The organism is Microbulbifer maximicatervae (SeqCode), from assembly GCF_052467615.1.
This window is the reverse complement of sequence record NZ_CP174319.1, coordinates 4,282,655-4,298,132: the sequence shown is the minus strand read 5'-3', so window position 1 is coordinate 4,298,132 and position 15,478 is coordinate 4,282,655. Positions and strand designations below refer to the sequence as shown.

Genomic DNA, 15,478 nt, shown 5'->3' with positions numbered 1-15,478 from the left:
TAATCAGGGCGTTGGCCACTGCACCAACTCAAACTCCGGCTGTTGTTTTCCGGAGTTGTCTGAGATAACCAGTTCAATAACGGCGGGCTCATCACTTTTATTCAATTCCAACTTGGCTGCCCGCTTGTATTCGCGCCCTTCGGGCCCAAGGCCAGTTATAAAAGCAGAAATAGTGTAATCACCGGATTTTAGGTTGCCTTTGTAAAGCGGTTGAATACCACCGCGAATCAACGCTTCCCGCTGATGCTCCGTATACAGATGACTTGCACTTAACTTGTTATCGATGTGTAGCTTTACTGCATCCAAAGTAAAATAGTGGCCTACATCCATAGACACATAAAAGGCGATTTGGCTCTGTGCGGGATAGAGCAAATCTTCTTCAAGAATCAATAAATCCCTGTTTAATTTAAGTACATCGCGCTTTAATTCTTCCAATTTCTCCGCAGAGAAATCGCTTTCCTGAGCCTGCACAAACGCAGAGCCTAAAAGGCCGATAAATAAAATAAAGCACTGAAAGGGGCGTCTCATGGCAGACCTTTTGATAGGAATTGGCATTATTCTTTGGTCGGCGCAAATTATGTCAGGGGATCAACGATCTGATGTGATCTTGTTGGCAAATTTTCTATGAAGATAAAACGGATTACTCAAAGATTCTCCAAACCGCGACTGAAAAACAACTTCCGGTTACTATCTATAACTACTGCTTCAAATTGGGGCAATCGATTAATAAGTGCCAAGCCTTTCTCTTTTCCCAGAACAAACACACTGGTAGAAAGGGGGTCGGTATCAAAGCCGCGGGGGCCAATAATGCTGACACTAATCAACTTATCAGTGTCTTTTGCAGAAGTTTCCGAGGGTTTTCCTGTGGATGGATTAAAAATATGGTGCACTCTATCCTGCTGCTCATCAATAAAATAACGCTCGTAATCACCTGAGGTAGAGATAGCAATATCACGCAGGGGGATAACCGCAGCATTCTTACTTTTTTCACGGGGGTGGCGAATACCCACTAACCAGGGTTGCCCCTGTTTATCTCCCAGCATGCGTGAATCGCCACCGGCACTGACACTGGCGCAGCAAATGTCTGCCTGCTTGAGGATCTCAATTGCCCGATCAACCGCATAGCCTTTGGCAATTCCCCCTAAATCTATTTTTGTGTTTTCGTGGCCAAAACGGAGTGTATTGGCCTTTTTATTCAGTTTTAAGTGACGGTAATTCAACGCTTCTAACAACGAGTCCGTTAGCTGGGCGTCTGCCTGTTTCTGCTGGCGAAAATCATAGTGCTTGCCCAGGGTGGCGTAGCTGATATCGAATGCACCGTCGGTGAGCTGACTAAACCAAAGGGATTTATCAATCAGGTTGGTGAGCTCTTTAGAAATATTGACGTTTCCCCGGCCAGCTGTGCGGTTAACGAGTGATAGTTCACTGTTTTCCTTATAGGGCGAGAGCTGATCGTCAAGTCGATGAAACTCTGCCATGACCTCTTCAATAAGGTGCTCGGCTTCAATGCCGTCCTCGTGCCAAAGTTGTAGGCGAACCTGAGTTCCCATAATTGCACGTTCAGCGTAGTGCCATTCGGCCATCGAAGGAATTGCGCAAAGTGTGGCACTACACAGTAATAGCAATTTAAAAAAGCGGAACATCACTTATCCAAGTTAAATAATGGGGGCGAAGGCAGTCATACTGTCTTGTAAGTTACTATCGCCGAGACCGTGATTCGGAAATAAGGTTGAGAAATTACCTTGCTCCCCGTGCAGGGCCATATAGTTGAGTACTACAGTTTCCACCAATAAATTGACGTTGTTAGCGGCGGGGGTGGATGTTGTTTCTACATCACCGGAGCTGCGCATATAGCCGAGTTGCTGGTGGATCGCCTGTTCGTCCGCCGTGCCACCGAGTAATTGTGGTCGGCCCGCCGGGTTGTATACCAGGAAAAATGAGGCGGCTGTCTGTTGATCATCGCCAGTCCAGACGCCTTTGCCACGGCCTTCTACCGAGTCGTCCAGCATTCCGTTGGAGAAAACGGAACCATCACTAAAAACGTAAATCATCAGGGGCTGGTTGCGGCGGGCGGCATACTCCAGGCAAGCGCCAATACAGCGCCCAGCGCGCAAATCGCGAATCTCTCCTGTGGCGCGGTCGCCGGTATGGTAGTCATAGCCACCCATGGTAATAGTGCCTGCACCGGCATATCCATTGACGACCAGCTTCATCACTGAGGCGGTCTTTTGGAACTCTCTGTCTCCACTCAATTCTGAACTGGTAAAAACACCGGATGGCCCGACGATATCAGGATCGGATTCGGGATTTAAATCGGCAGGGTTGCCAAAGCGATCAGCCAGGTCAGCACTTTTCATATAGCCGCAACGCACCAGGTCTTTAATGACTGCATCGGTGCTGACTTTAGTATTTACGTTGCTGAGTTTCGCTTCGGAGATGCGGTACATGGACTCCATCACTGCGACAGTGTCCTCCTGACTGAGCAGCCCCACCAGGTCTCCTACATCTACAAGGCCAGTAACGTCGGAAGAGCGATCCACTTTGGTGGGGCGAACTTCGGGGTTGATCATGGCGGAAGGAGCCATGGAGTTGCCACCGGAATCACTGGAGCTGGAGCCGATCAGGGCCAGTAGGGAACCATTGGCTCCCGCCTGGTTAATACCGTACATGGGATTGTGTGGGTTGTTGCCGGTGTCATTTTCCGAGCGAGCGGGAATAACCGCACCGTTGGTCGCCGATGCTGTGCCAGCAGCGATTTTTTCCAGAATGCCTCGCAACATGCCGCTGTCACTATGGAAGGCGAGACCCAGGTCAGTATTGATAAATTCATCACCGAGGGAGGGAACCATGTCCCCGGGGAGGCCTTGCTTGTTGTAGCCGGCTGTGCCGAGAAAATCCATTTGTCCGCCCTCTTTACCTACCAGCACATTGGAGCCTGCGATATTGGCGCCGCCGGCGAGATCGAAACAAATAAAAGGAATTTTACCGGCACCGAATGCACTGACGTCACAGGGGCCGCCATTGGTTTTTCGCAGTGCTTCCAGGTCCGAGGAAAGGGCTGCATGGGCACTGCGGGGATTGGCAAACAAGCTGAAGACAGAGCCGCCCAGCACTGTTCCCATGCCCGCTCGGAAGCCTTGAGCGAGAAAGTCGCGGCGTGTTACCGGGCGGTGGTGGTCCGGGTGCCGTAGGGGCTGGTCCAGATCAAAGTGTTTTTTCTTGCTCATAATATTCCCGGATATAGTTTTCGGTGTGCCGGCTCTTTATTGTGGAGGGGCTCTACCGGCGAAAGTTTTGCCGACAAAGCCGCTAGTCTTTTTTATGCGATCAGTGAATCAGGATCATGGCACTGCCCATGGCGGCAGCACATACGGCTTTCACCGTAGTTTCTGTGCGACCTGAATCACAGCTGCTGCCACAGGCGGTCATGGTGTCGATAAGCGTGTCCAGTTCTGTCTCTACAGAGGCCAGGTCCGGGGCGCTGGCAAGCTGCGAGACGCTGCCGTCATGCCAGTTCATCTCGTGGCCAAGCAAACCTTCCATGAGCGGATCGATAATCTGCGCGCGCTTGCTGGCGCTGTCGAAGGCGGTATCTGCGGAAGCGCTGAAGTCAAACCCACTGAAGTAGCTGCTGCGCTCACTGGAGTCCACCAGGGTACTGCAATACTTCACTGCCAGCTGGGTAATACCCATTTGCTGTGCAGCGAGGAATCCTTCAATGTCACTTTCAACCGGAAGCTGGCGTTTCACAGTTTCCCAGGTTTCATAAATATCCGGGTGGGACATGGAGACTCCGGTCGCCTGGGACAGGCTTGCATGGATTTGTTCAAATCGGCGCAGACCTATGCGTGATTGCGCTTCCAGATCAGCGGCATCCGCAGGTTCTGCTGGAGTAGCCTCAACCCGGTTATAGGTTTCGCTGCCGATTTTTTCGAAGGTCAGGAAAAATTCATCATCGAGGGGGCCTTTATCCAGAGTGATAATGGTCCCAAGCCTGGAGAGCTGCTGTCCTTCACCTACTAAGTAGCTATTGTCGACCTCAGTGGATAACTTGGACCAGGCCTGGCCCACCTCCGCTTCGCGGCCATTAATACCGATACGCATTCCCTCAATGGCGATTCCAGATGGATCGACACTGTCGTCGAGGCTGACAAAGGTGGGCTCACTAAACAGATAGGCATAATTATCAAATTGCTGCACAGTAAACATGACATAGCTTTCAGCAATGCCTGTGTGCTCTTCAACTTTGAATAACAGCAGATATTTTTCACCGACGCCGACTTCGTAATTGGTAGCAATATCCTCTTCCGATAGGGCGCGGGAGTGAATTGCCAAAAGGCGAATGGAGCCTTCCCAACTATTGCCGTTACTGACTTCGCTTCCTACTGCGAGGGCAAAGGTATCGTCCCAGGTAGAGAGCAAACCGGATTCACTTGGGTCCGGCTCCCCGGTATTTGCACCGTTAACGTAAAGCTTGCGTCCGTTAATTGGATCGTAAGTGGCCACCACATGCTGGAGACTGGCTTGTACAACCTGGTCGGCATCATCGGTTGCCAGGGCAGGCATACCGTCCGCATCGGTGTTGTCATTGCGGTTTTGCACGGTGTAACTGTATTGATCCTGGCCGAGAGTGAAGTTGCGAATATCATCGCCACCGGAATAGGTGACGATACGCGCGGGCCCATCCTGTGAGACGTTGGCTGGTGCCGCCCAGATTTCAATTGAGTATTCACCGGTGGCTGTGAGGGTATCGTAAAGTTTGCTGCTGGTTGCAGTAGCCCCCTGTGCTTTACCCCCCTTCAATTGCAGCCCCCAGGAGTCGATCCACTCCACATCGCCAGATAGGGCGAGATCAATTGCAGGGTTAACCCCGGAGGTATCGTAGGCAGTGGTGCCGCTGCCGGTTTTAAATTCATAGAGAGCAATTGCATTGCTCTCTATACGGCCGCCACTACTCGCAACAATACCGTCTGTGAGGCGCAGTGCCTTACTGATAACCCAGTCGGGGTCTACCTCGGTGACACTGATAGTATCGGCGAAGGCTTGGATCGCATCGGTCATTTCCGCTTCGTTATTTGAGCAGTCATCCCAGCAGTTGTGAAATTCACTGCCCAGGCGCACAGAGAAACGGGAGTCGGCCGGAGAATCCAGGTTAATTTTGCTGACCGCAGATGCGTAGGCGAGATCGACATCAGAGCTGGCAAAGTAGGGGGTTTGTGCCGTTGTCGCATCTTCACTGTGACAGTTGGCACAGTAGCTGCGCAACAGAGGGTAAACTGTAGTGCTAAAGCTGCCGCTGGATTCGGGGAAACTTTTACTGGCACCCACCTCACGCTCGACAGGTGCAACAAGGGTGATTGTATTGCTTAGGCCGCCGCTAGCCCGAGCCCATTCCTCGATGTAGTTGGTAATAATTTCCGCACAGGCATCATCGCTGGAAAGCCAACAATTGTGCCCACCACCAACCTTGGTTACCAAACGGGATTCATCGGGAACTGATAAGTTAATTAACTCACGCCCGGCATCGTAGGCAGCATTGATATCATCGCCGCGGACAAAATGTGGGCTCTGGTTATTTTCAATATGACAGCTGCCGCATCGATTTGTCGCCGCTAGGTTATCCCAGATGTACTGTTTATATTGATTGACATCATCGGTTTCAGGATCCGGTCCGGAATAGGCAGCGGTGCCATCGTTGTCGCTGGTATCCGGTTGGCTTTCGGTGCCCTCTCCACTGCCACCACTACAGGCACTGATTGCTAGGGCAGCACAAAACAGTGAAGCGATACGAAGCGTGCGAACTGTCAGTGTATTTTCTATCACTGGGAGACTTTTATAGGTTTTCATTTGTTAATCTCCCGCGCAGTAAACCGCAGTGTCTGCGTATACCTGCTTAAGTTTGTAGCCGGTATTGCTGAAGTCATCGGTAATAGTTTCGATTCGGTTGCGGTCGGTAGAATCTTCCGGCTCGCGCAGACAAACTTGGCGAAACACCTTAGTTACTTGGCATTTGGCGAAAGCTCGGCTGTTAGACAACTCCTCTCCCAGGGATTTGATACCGTTGCCGTTGCCGGACAAGGTGTCGCTCCAGCCCAGATGCATATTTATGCCCTCGCGCCAGTAGTTAACCCAGCTGTCGTCGGGAATAATAAAACCGTGGGGGAAATTGCCGCTGTTGATCAGGTTTTTGGCCTTAACACGGCTGCCGGTTTCTGGATCTATATCACCGGCTGCGTTGTAATCCAGGGCTCCCTCTTCACCATCGGGATCATTGTCTGCATCGTATACATAGTCGTAGTAAGCGAATGCCTGTGCCATGGGGTCCATGCCGCTGTGGCAACCGATACAGTTATTTTGGAATACCCGACTGTCGCCCCCAGGGCTGCGGCTTACATCCTGGCGAATACGATCCGGTGAGCGGGAAGTATCCTGCACCTGCTCCATGTCGTTACACAGGTGATTGAGCATGGTAAAGCGAAACATGGCGCGATTGGTTCCCGCACTAAAAAAAGCCTTGGCAGCTGCGCGGCTGGTAAGAACGCCGGCGGTGGCATCTGCGGGGAGACCATTGAGAGAGGATTGAGCTTCCTGCACCAGATTGTCCTGCAGGGAATAACCCCCGGCTTCCAGTGTCTCGTAGTGGTCGTTATTTCCCGTGTTATAGGAGGGCAGGCCAGAAATATCACCGGTGTAGAGAATATTTGCCGAGAGCAGTTGGCGGAAGTCCATATCGTCCCGAACCATGCCGATTACCGTCGCAGTGTAATCATTTAATGGTTCAAATACGTCCTGCTCCTCATTAGTCCAGGGAGTGGCCAGATTTTTTAGAGTGACATTATAGAAGGCGTCATTCTCCATTGCCGTATACGCCGCAGCGGTGGGATCACCGTTTTCTATATCCTCTGCCATATCCAGCAATACACTCTCGCTAGGAATGGTTCCGGTGATGCGGCTGTGAATTTGGAGAGCCTGGTCCTGCGATGCTGATAGGGCAGAATTACTCCACAAACCTACTCCGAGCAGTGCGGTTACCGTGGTGAGCCGGAGTACACGCGCTCGAGACGAATTATTTTTCATTGGACTATTTTTGTCGGTGAGATCACTGGGATGTGGCAAAGCAGTCTAAAAGCAGATTTCAACAATGTCAGAATGACTTTCAATATTTGCGTCCCAGTTGGCAAACTTTTTGTGCGCAACTTGCGAGAATTAGCCTCAGCGGTCAAAGCCGTATAAAAAAGTTCTTAGGCTAAGAGCACAAAAAAGGCGTGTGCTGCTCGTGCCAAACCCGGGTGGATAACAAAAATGAAATGTTTGCGTGCGCTACCGCTTTTGCTATTGGTGACGGCCTGTAGTGGCGGTGGCAGTTCCAGTGGTGGTGAAGACCAAGCCGAAGATCCCGTGGTGGAGGACTATCCTGTTGCTTTTGTACTTCGTCAATTAAGTAGTGACGATGATGGCAGCCTCCTTCAGGATAATATTTATGAGCCCGCGGAATTTTTTGCCGGAGCCCAATTGATTTTAAAAGACCGTGCAACCGCCAGTGCAGCAGAAACTGTCATTACTGCAAATATATTTGACGGTGATTACGATGTAAAAGACCTGAATACTTCAGCAGATGGCAGCCAGCTTATATTTTCTATGCGGGCACCGGAAATAGAAGACGCTGATGACGATGAGCAGCCTACCTGGAATATTTGGGTATACAACACCGAAACAGAAGAACTCAATCGGGTAATTGAGTCAGATTTAACTGCTGAAGAAGGCCAGGATATCGCTCCCGCTTTTTTACCCGATGGACGTATTATTTTTTCTTCTACCCGCCAGCGGCGCTCCAGAGCTCTTTTACTGGATGACGATAAACCGCAATTTTCAGCTCTGACTGAAAATCGACAGGAGCCGGCATTTGTACTCCATGTAATGGAAGCGGACGGAACCGATATCACTCAGATATCGTTTAATCAGAGTCATGATTTAAATCCAGTTGTACTGAGCGATGGACGGATTCTGTTTAATCGCTGGGACAATGCAGCAGGTATCGATAAATTAAGCTTATATACAGTAAAGCCAGATGGTTCTGACCTGGCGGTTTATTACGGTTATCACAGTCAAAATACGGGTACAGAAGAGACTGAGGCCGCCTTCAATAGACCGCACGAAATGCCGGATGGCCGCCTTTTGGTAACGTTGCGCGCTCCCTCTGGGCTCACTTATGGCGGCGATCTCGTTACTATCGACGGAATTGTTTATAGCGAAGCCTACAGTGAGCCGGAGCAAAGTGGTGAAATGGTCGGGCAGGCTTCTATCACTGTTGGAGAAGTCACTACCGACGATACTATTTCTCCCCACGGTACTTTTGCTTCCGCATGGCCATTCTACGATGGGACAAGTCGTTTGTTGGTAACCTGGAGTGAATGCCGGGTTATCAATGAAGAAACCGAGCTGCTGGAGACCTGCCCGGATACTCTTGCCGAAGACGAAGAAGTTCAATTGGCAGACCCACTCTACGGTCTGTGGATTTACGATTATATCGCTGGCACTCAGCTTCCTATTGTGGTTGTGGAAGAGGGAGAAATGATATCCGAAGGGGTTACTCTGGAGCCTCGCACTGAACCTACCTATATTCCAGATCCCGTCCCGGGAGTCGATGTCGATGCGGATCTGGTGGAGGAATCTGTCGGAATCCTGGATATTCGCAGTGTTTATGATTTTGATGGTGAAGATATTGCCGGAATCGAAACCTTGGCGGATCCCGCCCAAACCACAGCAGATTTGCGGCCTGCACGATTCCTGAAAATTTCCAAGGCCGTGGGCATTCCCGACGATGATGTTCTGGACTTTGATGGAGCGGCATTTGGCCGCAATGGTAATCAGGGCATGCGTGAAATATTGGGTTATACCCCAATCCAGCCCGACGGCTCCGTAAGGGTAAAAGTTCCCGCAGATACGCCCCTGGCAATTTCCGTTGTCGATGCGGATGGAAAACGCATTTTCGATAGTCATAACAACTGGTTACAGCTACAAGCGGGCGAAGTGCGCAGTTGTAACGGTTGTCATACTAGCGATAGCGAAGTTCCCCATGGCCGCACGGATATGCAGCTGGATTCAGCTTGGGATGGAGCGCCGACCTCGGCAGCACCATTTGCCAATACTGAGCCCGCGCTACTGGCGGAAATGGGCGAGACCATGGCTCAATTATTGGCCCGGTATATTGGTGAGGCTGCACTTGCAGGAGATCTCCAGTTTACCGATTTATGGACTGATCCTGCGGTACGGACTAAGGATGATGAGTTATTGCTTTCATACGGTGATTTGAGTACGGATGCACCGGTGGAATCCACCTGTTTAACAGAGTGGGAAAGTAACTGTCGAATCGTCATTCACTATGAACAACATATTCAGCCGCTCTGGGATTTCCCCCGTGAAATATTGGATAGTACAGGAGCAGTAATAGCTGATTATACCTGTACAGGCTGTCACTCTCCTGTTGATGCTGCCGGAGCAACCCAAATACCCGATGGGCAATTAGATCTTACAACCTCGGCTTCCTCTGTTAATGATGCTTGGTTTGTTTCCTATTCTGAGCTGGTGGCCGATCGTCCTGAATTGGAGTTATCCAGTGGGGTGCTAACACCGCGGCTTGTACAGGAATTTGATGATGATGGAAATCCTGTTTACGAAGTTGATGAAAATGGTGAGCTGGTTCTCGATAGTAATGGAGATCCGATTCCGGTAATGGTAACCGTCAATATTTCCTCTCCCTTGGCGAGCTCGGCTCTTGAGAGCTCGTTTTTTTCCCTTTTTGAAAATGGTGGTGCACACCAAGGGTACTTAGAGGATGCCGAGTTGCGTTTGATTGCCGAGTGGTTTGATATCGGTGCCCAGTACTATAACGATCCTTTTGCAGCACCGGCAGATTAATCCATGTTGAAATTACAACGCTATTTTATTGGTAGTTTCCCGGTATTTATATTACTTATCCTTTTCTCAGGACCGGTCTTTTCTGAAGAAACTTTGGTGAAATCTGATGTCTCAGATGCAATCCTGAAAGAAGAATTGGTTGAGGTTGAGGTTGAGGTTGAGGTTGAGGTTGAGGTTGAGGTTGAGGTTGAGGCTGAGGCTGAGACTGAGACTGAGACTGAGACTGAGACTGAGACTGAGACTGAGACTGAGAAAAAGGATAAAGACCCTGAGGATGCAGAGCTGGTTACAGTAGGTAATGCATTTATCAATATATATCGAGGTCCGGGCCGCGGTTACCCTATTTTTTATGTGGCGGAATATGGTGAAAAAATTTGGTTGCTTAAACGCCGCACCGACTGGGTAAAAGTGCTTACTTCACGCAATAAAAGTGGCTGGGTAAAAGTTGACGACTTACGTGAAATCTACGGAGAAAATGGAGAAATTGTTCGAGTTCCTCTGCCGGATTTTTCCGATGTTGACGACGGTTACTTTTACCTAGGTTTGAATTACGGTGATTTTGCTGGAGCGGACTCCCTGGGAGTTAGCCTGGGCTACCAATTTACTGCCAATCTAGCTACTGAAATACGTGCAACCCAGGCGGTAGGTTCCTATTCAGACAGCCAAGTCTATCAGGTGGCAATGGTCCACCAGCCATTTCCACGTTGGAAGATATCCCCTTATTTTGTTTTGGGAGCCGGGATAAATGTTACCTCTCCAAACGCAACTATCGTTGCCACCGAAGATCGGCAAGATACAACGATGTTGGCGGGCGTAGGGTTGCGTACTTACTTATCGCGCCGCTTTGCCATCAGGGCTGAATACACAAATCACTACTTGCTTACTACGCAGGAAAATAATCAGGAGATAGTCGAGTGGAAACTTGGTTTCGACGTATATCTGTAGGCTCTGCGGCGCTTTCCGCACTGGTGGGGACCCAGGTATGCAGTGCTCAGCAGGATGATGAAGTACTTGCGGATATTGTCGCACCTGAACTGGAGCGGCGAGAGATACGTGACGCCCAGATAGATAGTGAAAATATAGAAATTGGTTTGTTTGCTGGTGTTATCAATGTCGAGGATTTTGGCTCAAACTCCCTGTACGGCACTTCAGCGGCCTACCATATCAGCGAAGATTTCTTTATTGAGGCCACCTATGCCCAGACTGAGTTGGGAGAATCCAGTTTTGAAAGGTTGAGCGGTGCCGCACCACTGCTGACTGATGAGCAGCGTGAACTCAGTTATTACAATGCCTCTGTGGGCTGGAATATTTTCCAGGGTGAGTACTTTGTATTTGATGACTGGGCTTTTAATGCCAATTTTTATGTTGCGGGAGGTGTGGGAAATACCTCGTTTGCTGACGAGGAGCACTTCACTTACAACTTTGGTGCAGGAGTGAGAATGCTTGCCAACGATTGGCTCGCAGTGCGCCTGGATGTTCGCGACCATGTTTTTGAGCATGAATTATTTGGCGAGGCCCAAGTCACCAATAATCTGTCTGCCCAATTGGGACTTACCATCTTTTTTTAATTGATCATCAAAAAATAACAAGGACTCTTCCATGAAATACCTGGCTGCTTTCCTGACGCTGCTTTTATCGATGTCACAGGCTTCCGCCGCAGAGCCCTCTAAGGATTTTACCTTGAGTTCCAACCAAGGCGGAAATTTGAGGCTTGCAGAGCAGCGCGGCGATGTCATTATGCTGAATTTCTGGGCTTCCTGGTGTGGCCCTTGTCGTCAGGAAATGCCGCTGTTGGATCAGCTACATGCTCGCTATGAAGCTGCTGGCTTCCAGGTTTGGGGAGTCAATGTGGATGCACAGCGCAAGGATGCGGACTCGCTATTAGCGAAAATCCCAGTGGATTTTCCGATTCTTTTTGATAGCAAAGGGGAAGTGAGCAAAATGTATGGTGTTGCCGCTATGCCCAGCACCGTATTTATTGATCGTGATGGCAACGTTCGCTATATCCATAAAGGTTATCGTGATGGGGATGAAGCTGCCTATAAAAAAATGATTAAGGAATTGATTCGGGAGTAGTGTCATGCGTGCACTATTGCTAGTTTGCACTTTCTTGATGAGTACAGGTTGCACTGTTAACCCGTGGATTGCACCCTACGAACGGCAATTTCTTGCGGATCCTATTATGGGGTTTGAGCAGGATCCGGTAGCTGCTCGTTATATGAATCACGTGTATGAAGCTCGAGAAGCTGCGCGTGGAGCTGAAGGAGGCAGTGGAGGTGGATGTGGCTGTAACTAAGCTTCTATCTCACTGGGGCGGGTTGGCATTTTTGGCACCGCTCGCTGCCGTGGCCGCAGTGCTTCCCGAAGAGCGGGCAGACAATATGTATCACGCCTATAGCGGTGGTGGAGTGACCATTGATGGGCCTTCAGTATTGATTCGCCAGAATGTTGGCAACAATGTTTCCCTGTCTGCCAATTACTATGTGGACATGATTTCCGGGGCCTCTATTGATGTGGAGGCCACGGCCAGTGAGTATTCGGAGCAACGGGATGAGTACTCTTTGGGCGCTGACTACCTGGTGGATAAAACTACGATCAGCGTGGGATACACCAACAGTTCTGAGAATGACTACGAGGCACAAACCGTTGCTTTCGGCATCAGTCAGGGTTTCTTTGGCGACCTAAGTACTATCGACCTGCGGGTTAGTTACGGAAGTGATGATGTGTTCCGCAATGGCGACGATAATTTTGCCGAGGAAGCGCAACACCGTCGCTACGCATTTAGTTGGAATCAGATTCTCACGCAAAAGCTGATTGCAGAGGTGAGTGTCGAAACTGTGTCGGATGAAGGGTATCTCAACAACCCTTATCGCAGTGTTAGGTATCTCGATGAAGCATCTGGAACAGGATTTAGCTATCAGGCCGAGGTTTACCCCAGAACTCGTAACAGTGATGCGGTTGCCCTAAGGGCCAAATATAGATTGCCCTATCGCGCAGCGATTAAAGGGGAGTATCGACACTATGCGGATAGTTGGGGAATCGTTGCAGACAATGTAGAGTTTCGCTATACCCATCCTTGGAAAGAGCAAGACGAGTGGGTTTTTGAAGGAAAGATCCGTTACTATCAGCAGAGTAGTGCAGATTTTTACAGCGACCTTTTTCCCTATCTCAACGCTACCAACTTTCGTGCTCGTGATAAGGAGTTGAGCAATTTCACAACCTTGGCCCTTGGCCTGGGAGTGTCCTATGAGTTGCCACGGCGCTGGTCTCTATTAAATCGCAGGAATACAATTAATCTTTACTGGGATCATATTCTATTTGACTACGATGACTTTCTCGATGTCACAGTACACGGTTCAGCTACATCTATCAGTCCCGGTGACGAACCCGCTTATAGTTTCTCTGCCAATGTAATTCGATTATTTTGGTCGGTCCGTTTTTAGGAATGGGGGCCTCTGCGTTCTGTTTTTCAGTAAAAGAACAAGATGCAGAGGCCTTATAGTTTGAGTCAAATTTGACTGTTGATTTATTGCATAGAGTAATCCCGAAGAATTTTTCCAATCCTTATACGATAGTTGTCAAATAGTTGTTTTTTGCCTAGGTGTTGTGCATCACAATGAGCCTTGTGATTTTTCCAACTCACTACAGATTCTTCATCCCGCCAAATAGAGAGTGACAAAATTTTTTCTGGCTGATTGAGGCTTTGAAATCTCTCGACTGAGATAAATCCATCGAAGCTGATTAGGTGTTCTTTTAGGTCGGCTGCAACGGCCAGATATTTGTCTTTTCCTGAAGATTTTGGTGTAACTTCAAATATGACGGCGATCATCAGTGACTTTCCTGTGGGAATTTCAGGTAGGTTTCTGGCACAGCATTTAAAAAGCTTCGCTTCTCTTCAAGAATAAACTTCTCTCTTGTCGCAAACTGAAAATTTTCACTGCCCTGAGGAGACTGCTTAAGCAGTTTTCGATATTGTTCATAATGAGCCAAGCTATCGAAATTAATAATACCAAAGGCCTGAAAGTTGGTGCCCTCAGAAGGTAGAAAATATCCTAATAGTCGTCCGCCACAATTGGGAATGATCTTGCCCCAGTTCTCAGCATACTGCCGGAAAGCATCAAGCTTAAACGGATCGATCTTGTATTCAATAAAACAGGTTACAGTCATCTAAGTTGCCTCTATTCATAATTTGCTGGCATTCTAGGTGGTTTAATTTTCTATACTTCGGTGTTCAGCGAACTGTTGCGAGGATAACCATGGAACCTGACATTTCGGTAATATCCAGTTTGATTGGGGATCGGGCGCGCTCAAAAATATTGATGGCGCTTATGAGTGGAAAAGCACTGACAGCAACAGAGTTAGCCTGTGAGGCTGATGTGACTGCACAGACTGCAAGTAACCATCTTTTCAAGCTGGTAGATAGCAAGCTGCTGATAGTTCGCAAGCAGGGTAGGCACAAGTACTTTCAGCTGGCGAGTCATCAAGTTGCCGAAGCGCTAGAGGCACTGCTCAATCTGAGTAGCACCCTGGTACCTCAAAAAGTTACCACTGGGCCCGCAGATCCAGATTTAAGGAAGTCCCGCATCTGCTATGACCATTTAGCAGGAATGGCTGGTGTACTATTGTACGAGGCCCTATTGGCTAGTGAGTTGCTCTCTGAGCAATCACAGCAAGTTTCCTTGACCAAAGAGGGTGAAATATTTTTTCAGGAACGAGGAGTAGCCGTAGCTAGTTTTAAGCAGCGTAAGCGCCCTGTTTGCAAGTCATGCCTAGACTGGAGCGAGCGAAAAAGCCACCTTGCAGGAAGCTTGGGCCAATGGATACTCGAAGATGCCTTGGCAAAGCAGTGGGCGGTTAGAAGAGCGGACTCGAGGGCGATTACTTTCTCCCAGAAGGGGCTTTTACTGTTCTCGAAGCGTTATCAGATTGATCACTCCAAGTTGCTATAAATTATTTGTCAGCTCGTTATCAGATTAAAGGAAAGCCCCGTTAACCATATCAACTGTGCTCCATAGCTGAGACGTTGGTGCAGACCGGGGTTGGTTTTTTCTTCGTAGGCTTTTTTTAAGGTAACAGTAAAATAGATAGAAGCGAGCAAGCAGGCTGTACTAAATAGCCTGAATTCTATTGAGAAGTAACTAATGAAAGTACTTAGCAATGGCGCAATGAGTAAAGACAACAACATAAGTATCCCCGCCCAGGAGTGTATCTGGCATTCAAGACTAGGGGTTTTTGTATAGGGATCTGCATCCATAGGAAAATAACCCGCAACCCAGGTTCCAATACCGTGGATGATAATTAAAACTCCAATGATGGTAAGTACAACTGGGGCCTGTTCAATTTGAATTATATGCAGGCCAAATAAGAAGAATAATATGCCAAGTGGGTAGTTGTTAATGAGGGGGGAGAGCTTCTGGGTTGGGCTTCCAACGGCTCCTAGTTCGCTACAGAATTGTCTTGAATGGCTATAGCCAGAGTATTTTGCTCCTGCCAATGTAACACCTACAACCATCCATACCAGCGAGATAAACCCCAAGTAAGCAAACACTGTATGAGCCCC

General features: G+C 48.9%; 15 protein-coding genes. 7 read left to right on the top strand and 8 right to left on the bottom strand.

Annotated elements, in window-relative coordinates; all coding sequences use genetic code 11:
* Positions 1 to 3 precede the first annotated feature (3 nt).
* The 5 genes from ACJJIM_RS18890 to ACJJIM_RS18870 form a co-directional block, all read right to left on the bottom strand.
* Complete coding sequence (locus ACJJIM_RS18890) at positions 4 to 528, bottom strand: AraC family transcriptional regulator (RefSeq protein ID WP_413663680.1); 525 nt, start codon at positions 526 to 528, stop codon at positions 4 to 6.
* 116 nt (positions 529 to 644) lie between these two features.
* Positions 645 to 1,643, bottom strand: a complete 999-nt coding sequence (locus ACJJIM_RS18885) for an FAD:protein FMN transferase (RefSeq protein WP_444911732.1) — start codon at positions 1,641 to 1,643, stop codon at positions 645 to 647.
* A 12-nt stretch (positions 1,644 to 1,655) separates the two neighbouring features.
* Complete coding sequence (locus tag ACJJIM_RS18880) at positions 1,656 to 3,227, bottom strand: hypothetical protein (protein WP_413663678.1); 1,572 nt, start codon at positions 3,225 to 3,227, stop codon at positions 1,656 to 1,658.
* 100 nt (positions 3,228 to 3,327) lie between these two features.
* The gene (locus ACJJIM_RS18875; RefSeq protein WP_444911731.1) at positions 3,328 to 5,847 is read right to left on the bottom strand and encodes a LamG domain-containing protein; all 2,520 of its coding nucleotides are present in this window, start codon (positions 5,845 to 5,847) and stop codon (positions 3,328 to 3,330) included.
* A 3-nt stretch (positions 5,848 to 5,850) separates the two neighbouring features.
* Complete coding sequence (locus ACJJIM_RS18870) at positions 5,851 to 7,077, bottom strand: hypothetical protein (protein ID WP_413663676.1); 1,227 nt, start codon at positions 7,075 to 7,077, stop codon at positions 5,851 to 5,853.
* Between the two features lie 225 nt (positions 7,078 to 7,302).
* Between ACJJIM_RS18870 and ACJJIM_RS18865 the strand changes: the two genes are divergently transcribed.
* Genes ACJJIM_RS18865 through ACJJIM_RS18840 form a run of 6 tightly spaced genes read left to right on the top strand, consistent with a single transcriptional unit; the run spans position 7,303 to position 13,361 of the window.
* Positions 7,303 to 9,918 (top strand): HzsA-related protein, encoded by a 2,616-nt coding sequence (locus ACJJIM_RS18865; protein ID WP_444911730.1) that lies wholly within the window; start codon positions 7,303 to 7,305, stop codon positions 9,916 to 9,918.
* A gap of 3 nt (positions 9,919 to 9,921) precedes the next feature.
* On the top strand, positions 9,922 to 10,863 hold the full coding sequence (locus ACJJIM_RS18860; protein ID WP_444911729.1) for an outer membrane beta-barrel protein: 942 nt from the start codon (positions 9,922 to 9,924) through the stop codon (positions 10,861 to 10,863).
* Positions 10,833 to 11,486: an outer membrane beta-barrel domain-containing protein gene (locus ACJJIM_RS18855; RefSeq protein ID WP_444911728.1), complete on the top strand. Its 654-nt coding sequence runs from the start codon at positions 10,833 to 10,835 to the stop codon at positions 11,484 to 11,486. Before ACJJIM_RS18860 ends, ACJJIM_RS18855 begins: the two co-directional genes overlap by 31 nt.
* A gap of 31 nt (positions 11,487 to 11,517) precedes the next feature.
* Positions 11,518 to 11,994 (top strand): TlpA disulfide reductase family protein, encoded by a 477-nt coding sequence (locus ACJJIM_RS18850; RefSeq protein WP_413663672.1) that lies wholly within the window; start codon positions 11,518 to 11,520, stop codon positions 11,992 to 11,994.
* A 4-nt stretch (positions 11,995 to 11,998) separates the two neighbouring features.
* Entirely contained in the window at positions 11,999 to 12,214 is a 216-nt protein-coding gene (locus ACJJIM_RS18845) for a DUF4266 domain-containing protein (protein WP_413663671.1), read from the top strand.
* Positions 12,150 to 13,361, top strand: a complete 1,212-nt coding sequence (locus ACJJIM_RS18840; RefSeq protein ID WP_444911727.1) for a DUF3570 domain-containing protein — start codon at positions 12,150 to 12,152, stop codon at positions 13,359 to 13,361. Before ACJJIM_RS18845 ends, ACJJIM_RS18840 begins: the two co-directional genes overlap by 65 nt.
* Positions 13,362 to 13,444: 83 nt before the next feature.
* Here ACJJIM_RS18840 and ACJJIM_RS18835 read toward each other — a convergent pair whose 3' ends face one another.
* Complete coding sequence (locus tag ACJJIM_RS18835) at positions 13,445 to 13,747, bottom strand: antibiotic biosynthesis monooxygenase family protein (RefSeq protein WP_444911726.1); 303 nt, start codon at positions 13,745 to 13,747, stop codon at positions 13,445 to 13,447.
* Positions 13,747 to 14,085 (bottom strand): NIPSNAP family protein, encoded by a 339-nt coding sequence (locus ACJJIM_RS18830; protein ID WP_444895805.1) that lies wholly within the window; start codon positions 14,083 to 14,085, stop codon positions 13,747 to 13,749. The genes ACJJIM_RS18835 and ACJJIM_RS18830 overlap by 1 nt, the downstream gene beginning before the upstream one ends.
* Positions 14,086 to 14,174: 89 nt before the next feature.
* Between ACJJIM_RS18830 and ACJJIM_RS18825 the strand changes: the two genes are divergently transcribed.
* Positions 14,175 to 14,867 (top strand): ArsR/SmtB family transcription factor, encoded by a 693-nt coding sequence (locus tag ACJJIM_RS18825; protein WP_444911725.1) that lies wholly within the window; start codon positions 14,175 to 14,177, stop codon positions 14,865 to 14,867.
* A gap of 8 nt (positions 14,868 to 14,875) precedes the next feature.
* On the opposite strand, the gene ACJJIM_RS18820 is transcribed toward ACJJIM_RS18825, so the two are convergent.
* Positions 14,876 to 15,466 carry a DUF998 domain-containing protein gene (locus ACJJIM_RS18820; RefSeq protein ID WP_444911724.1) on the bottom strand — a complete coding sequence of 197 codons (591 nt, stop codon included), beginning with the start codon at positions 15,464 to 15,466 and terminating at the stop codon, positions 14,876 to 14,878.
* Positions 15,467 to 15,478 lie beyond the last annotated feature (12 nt).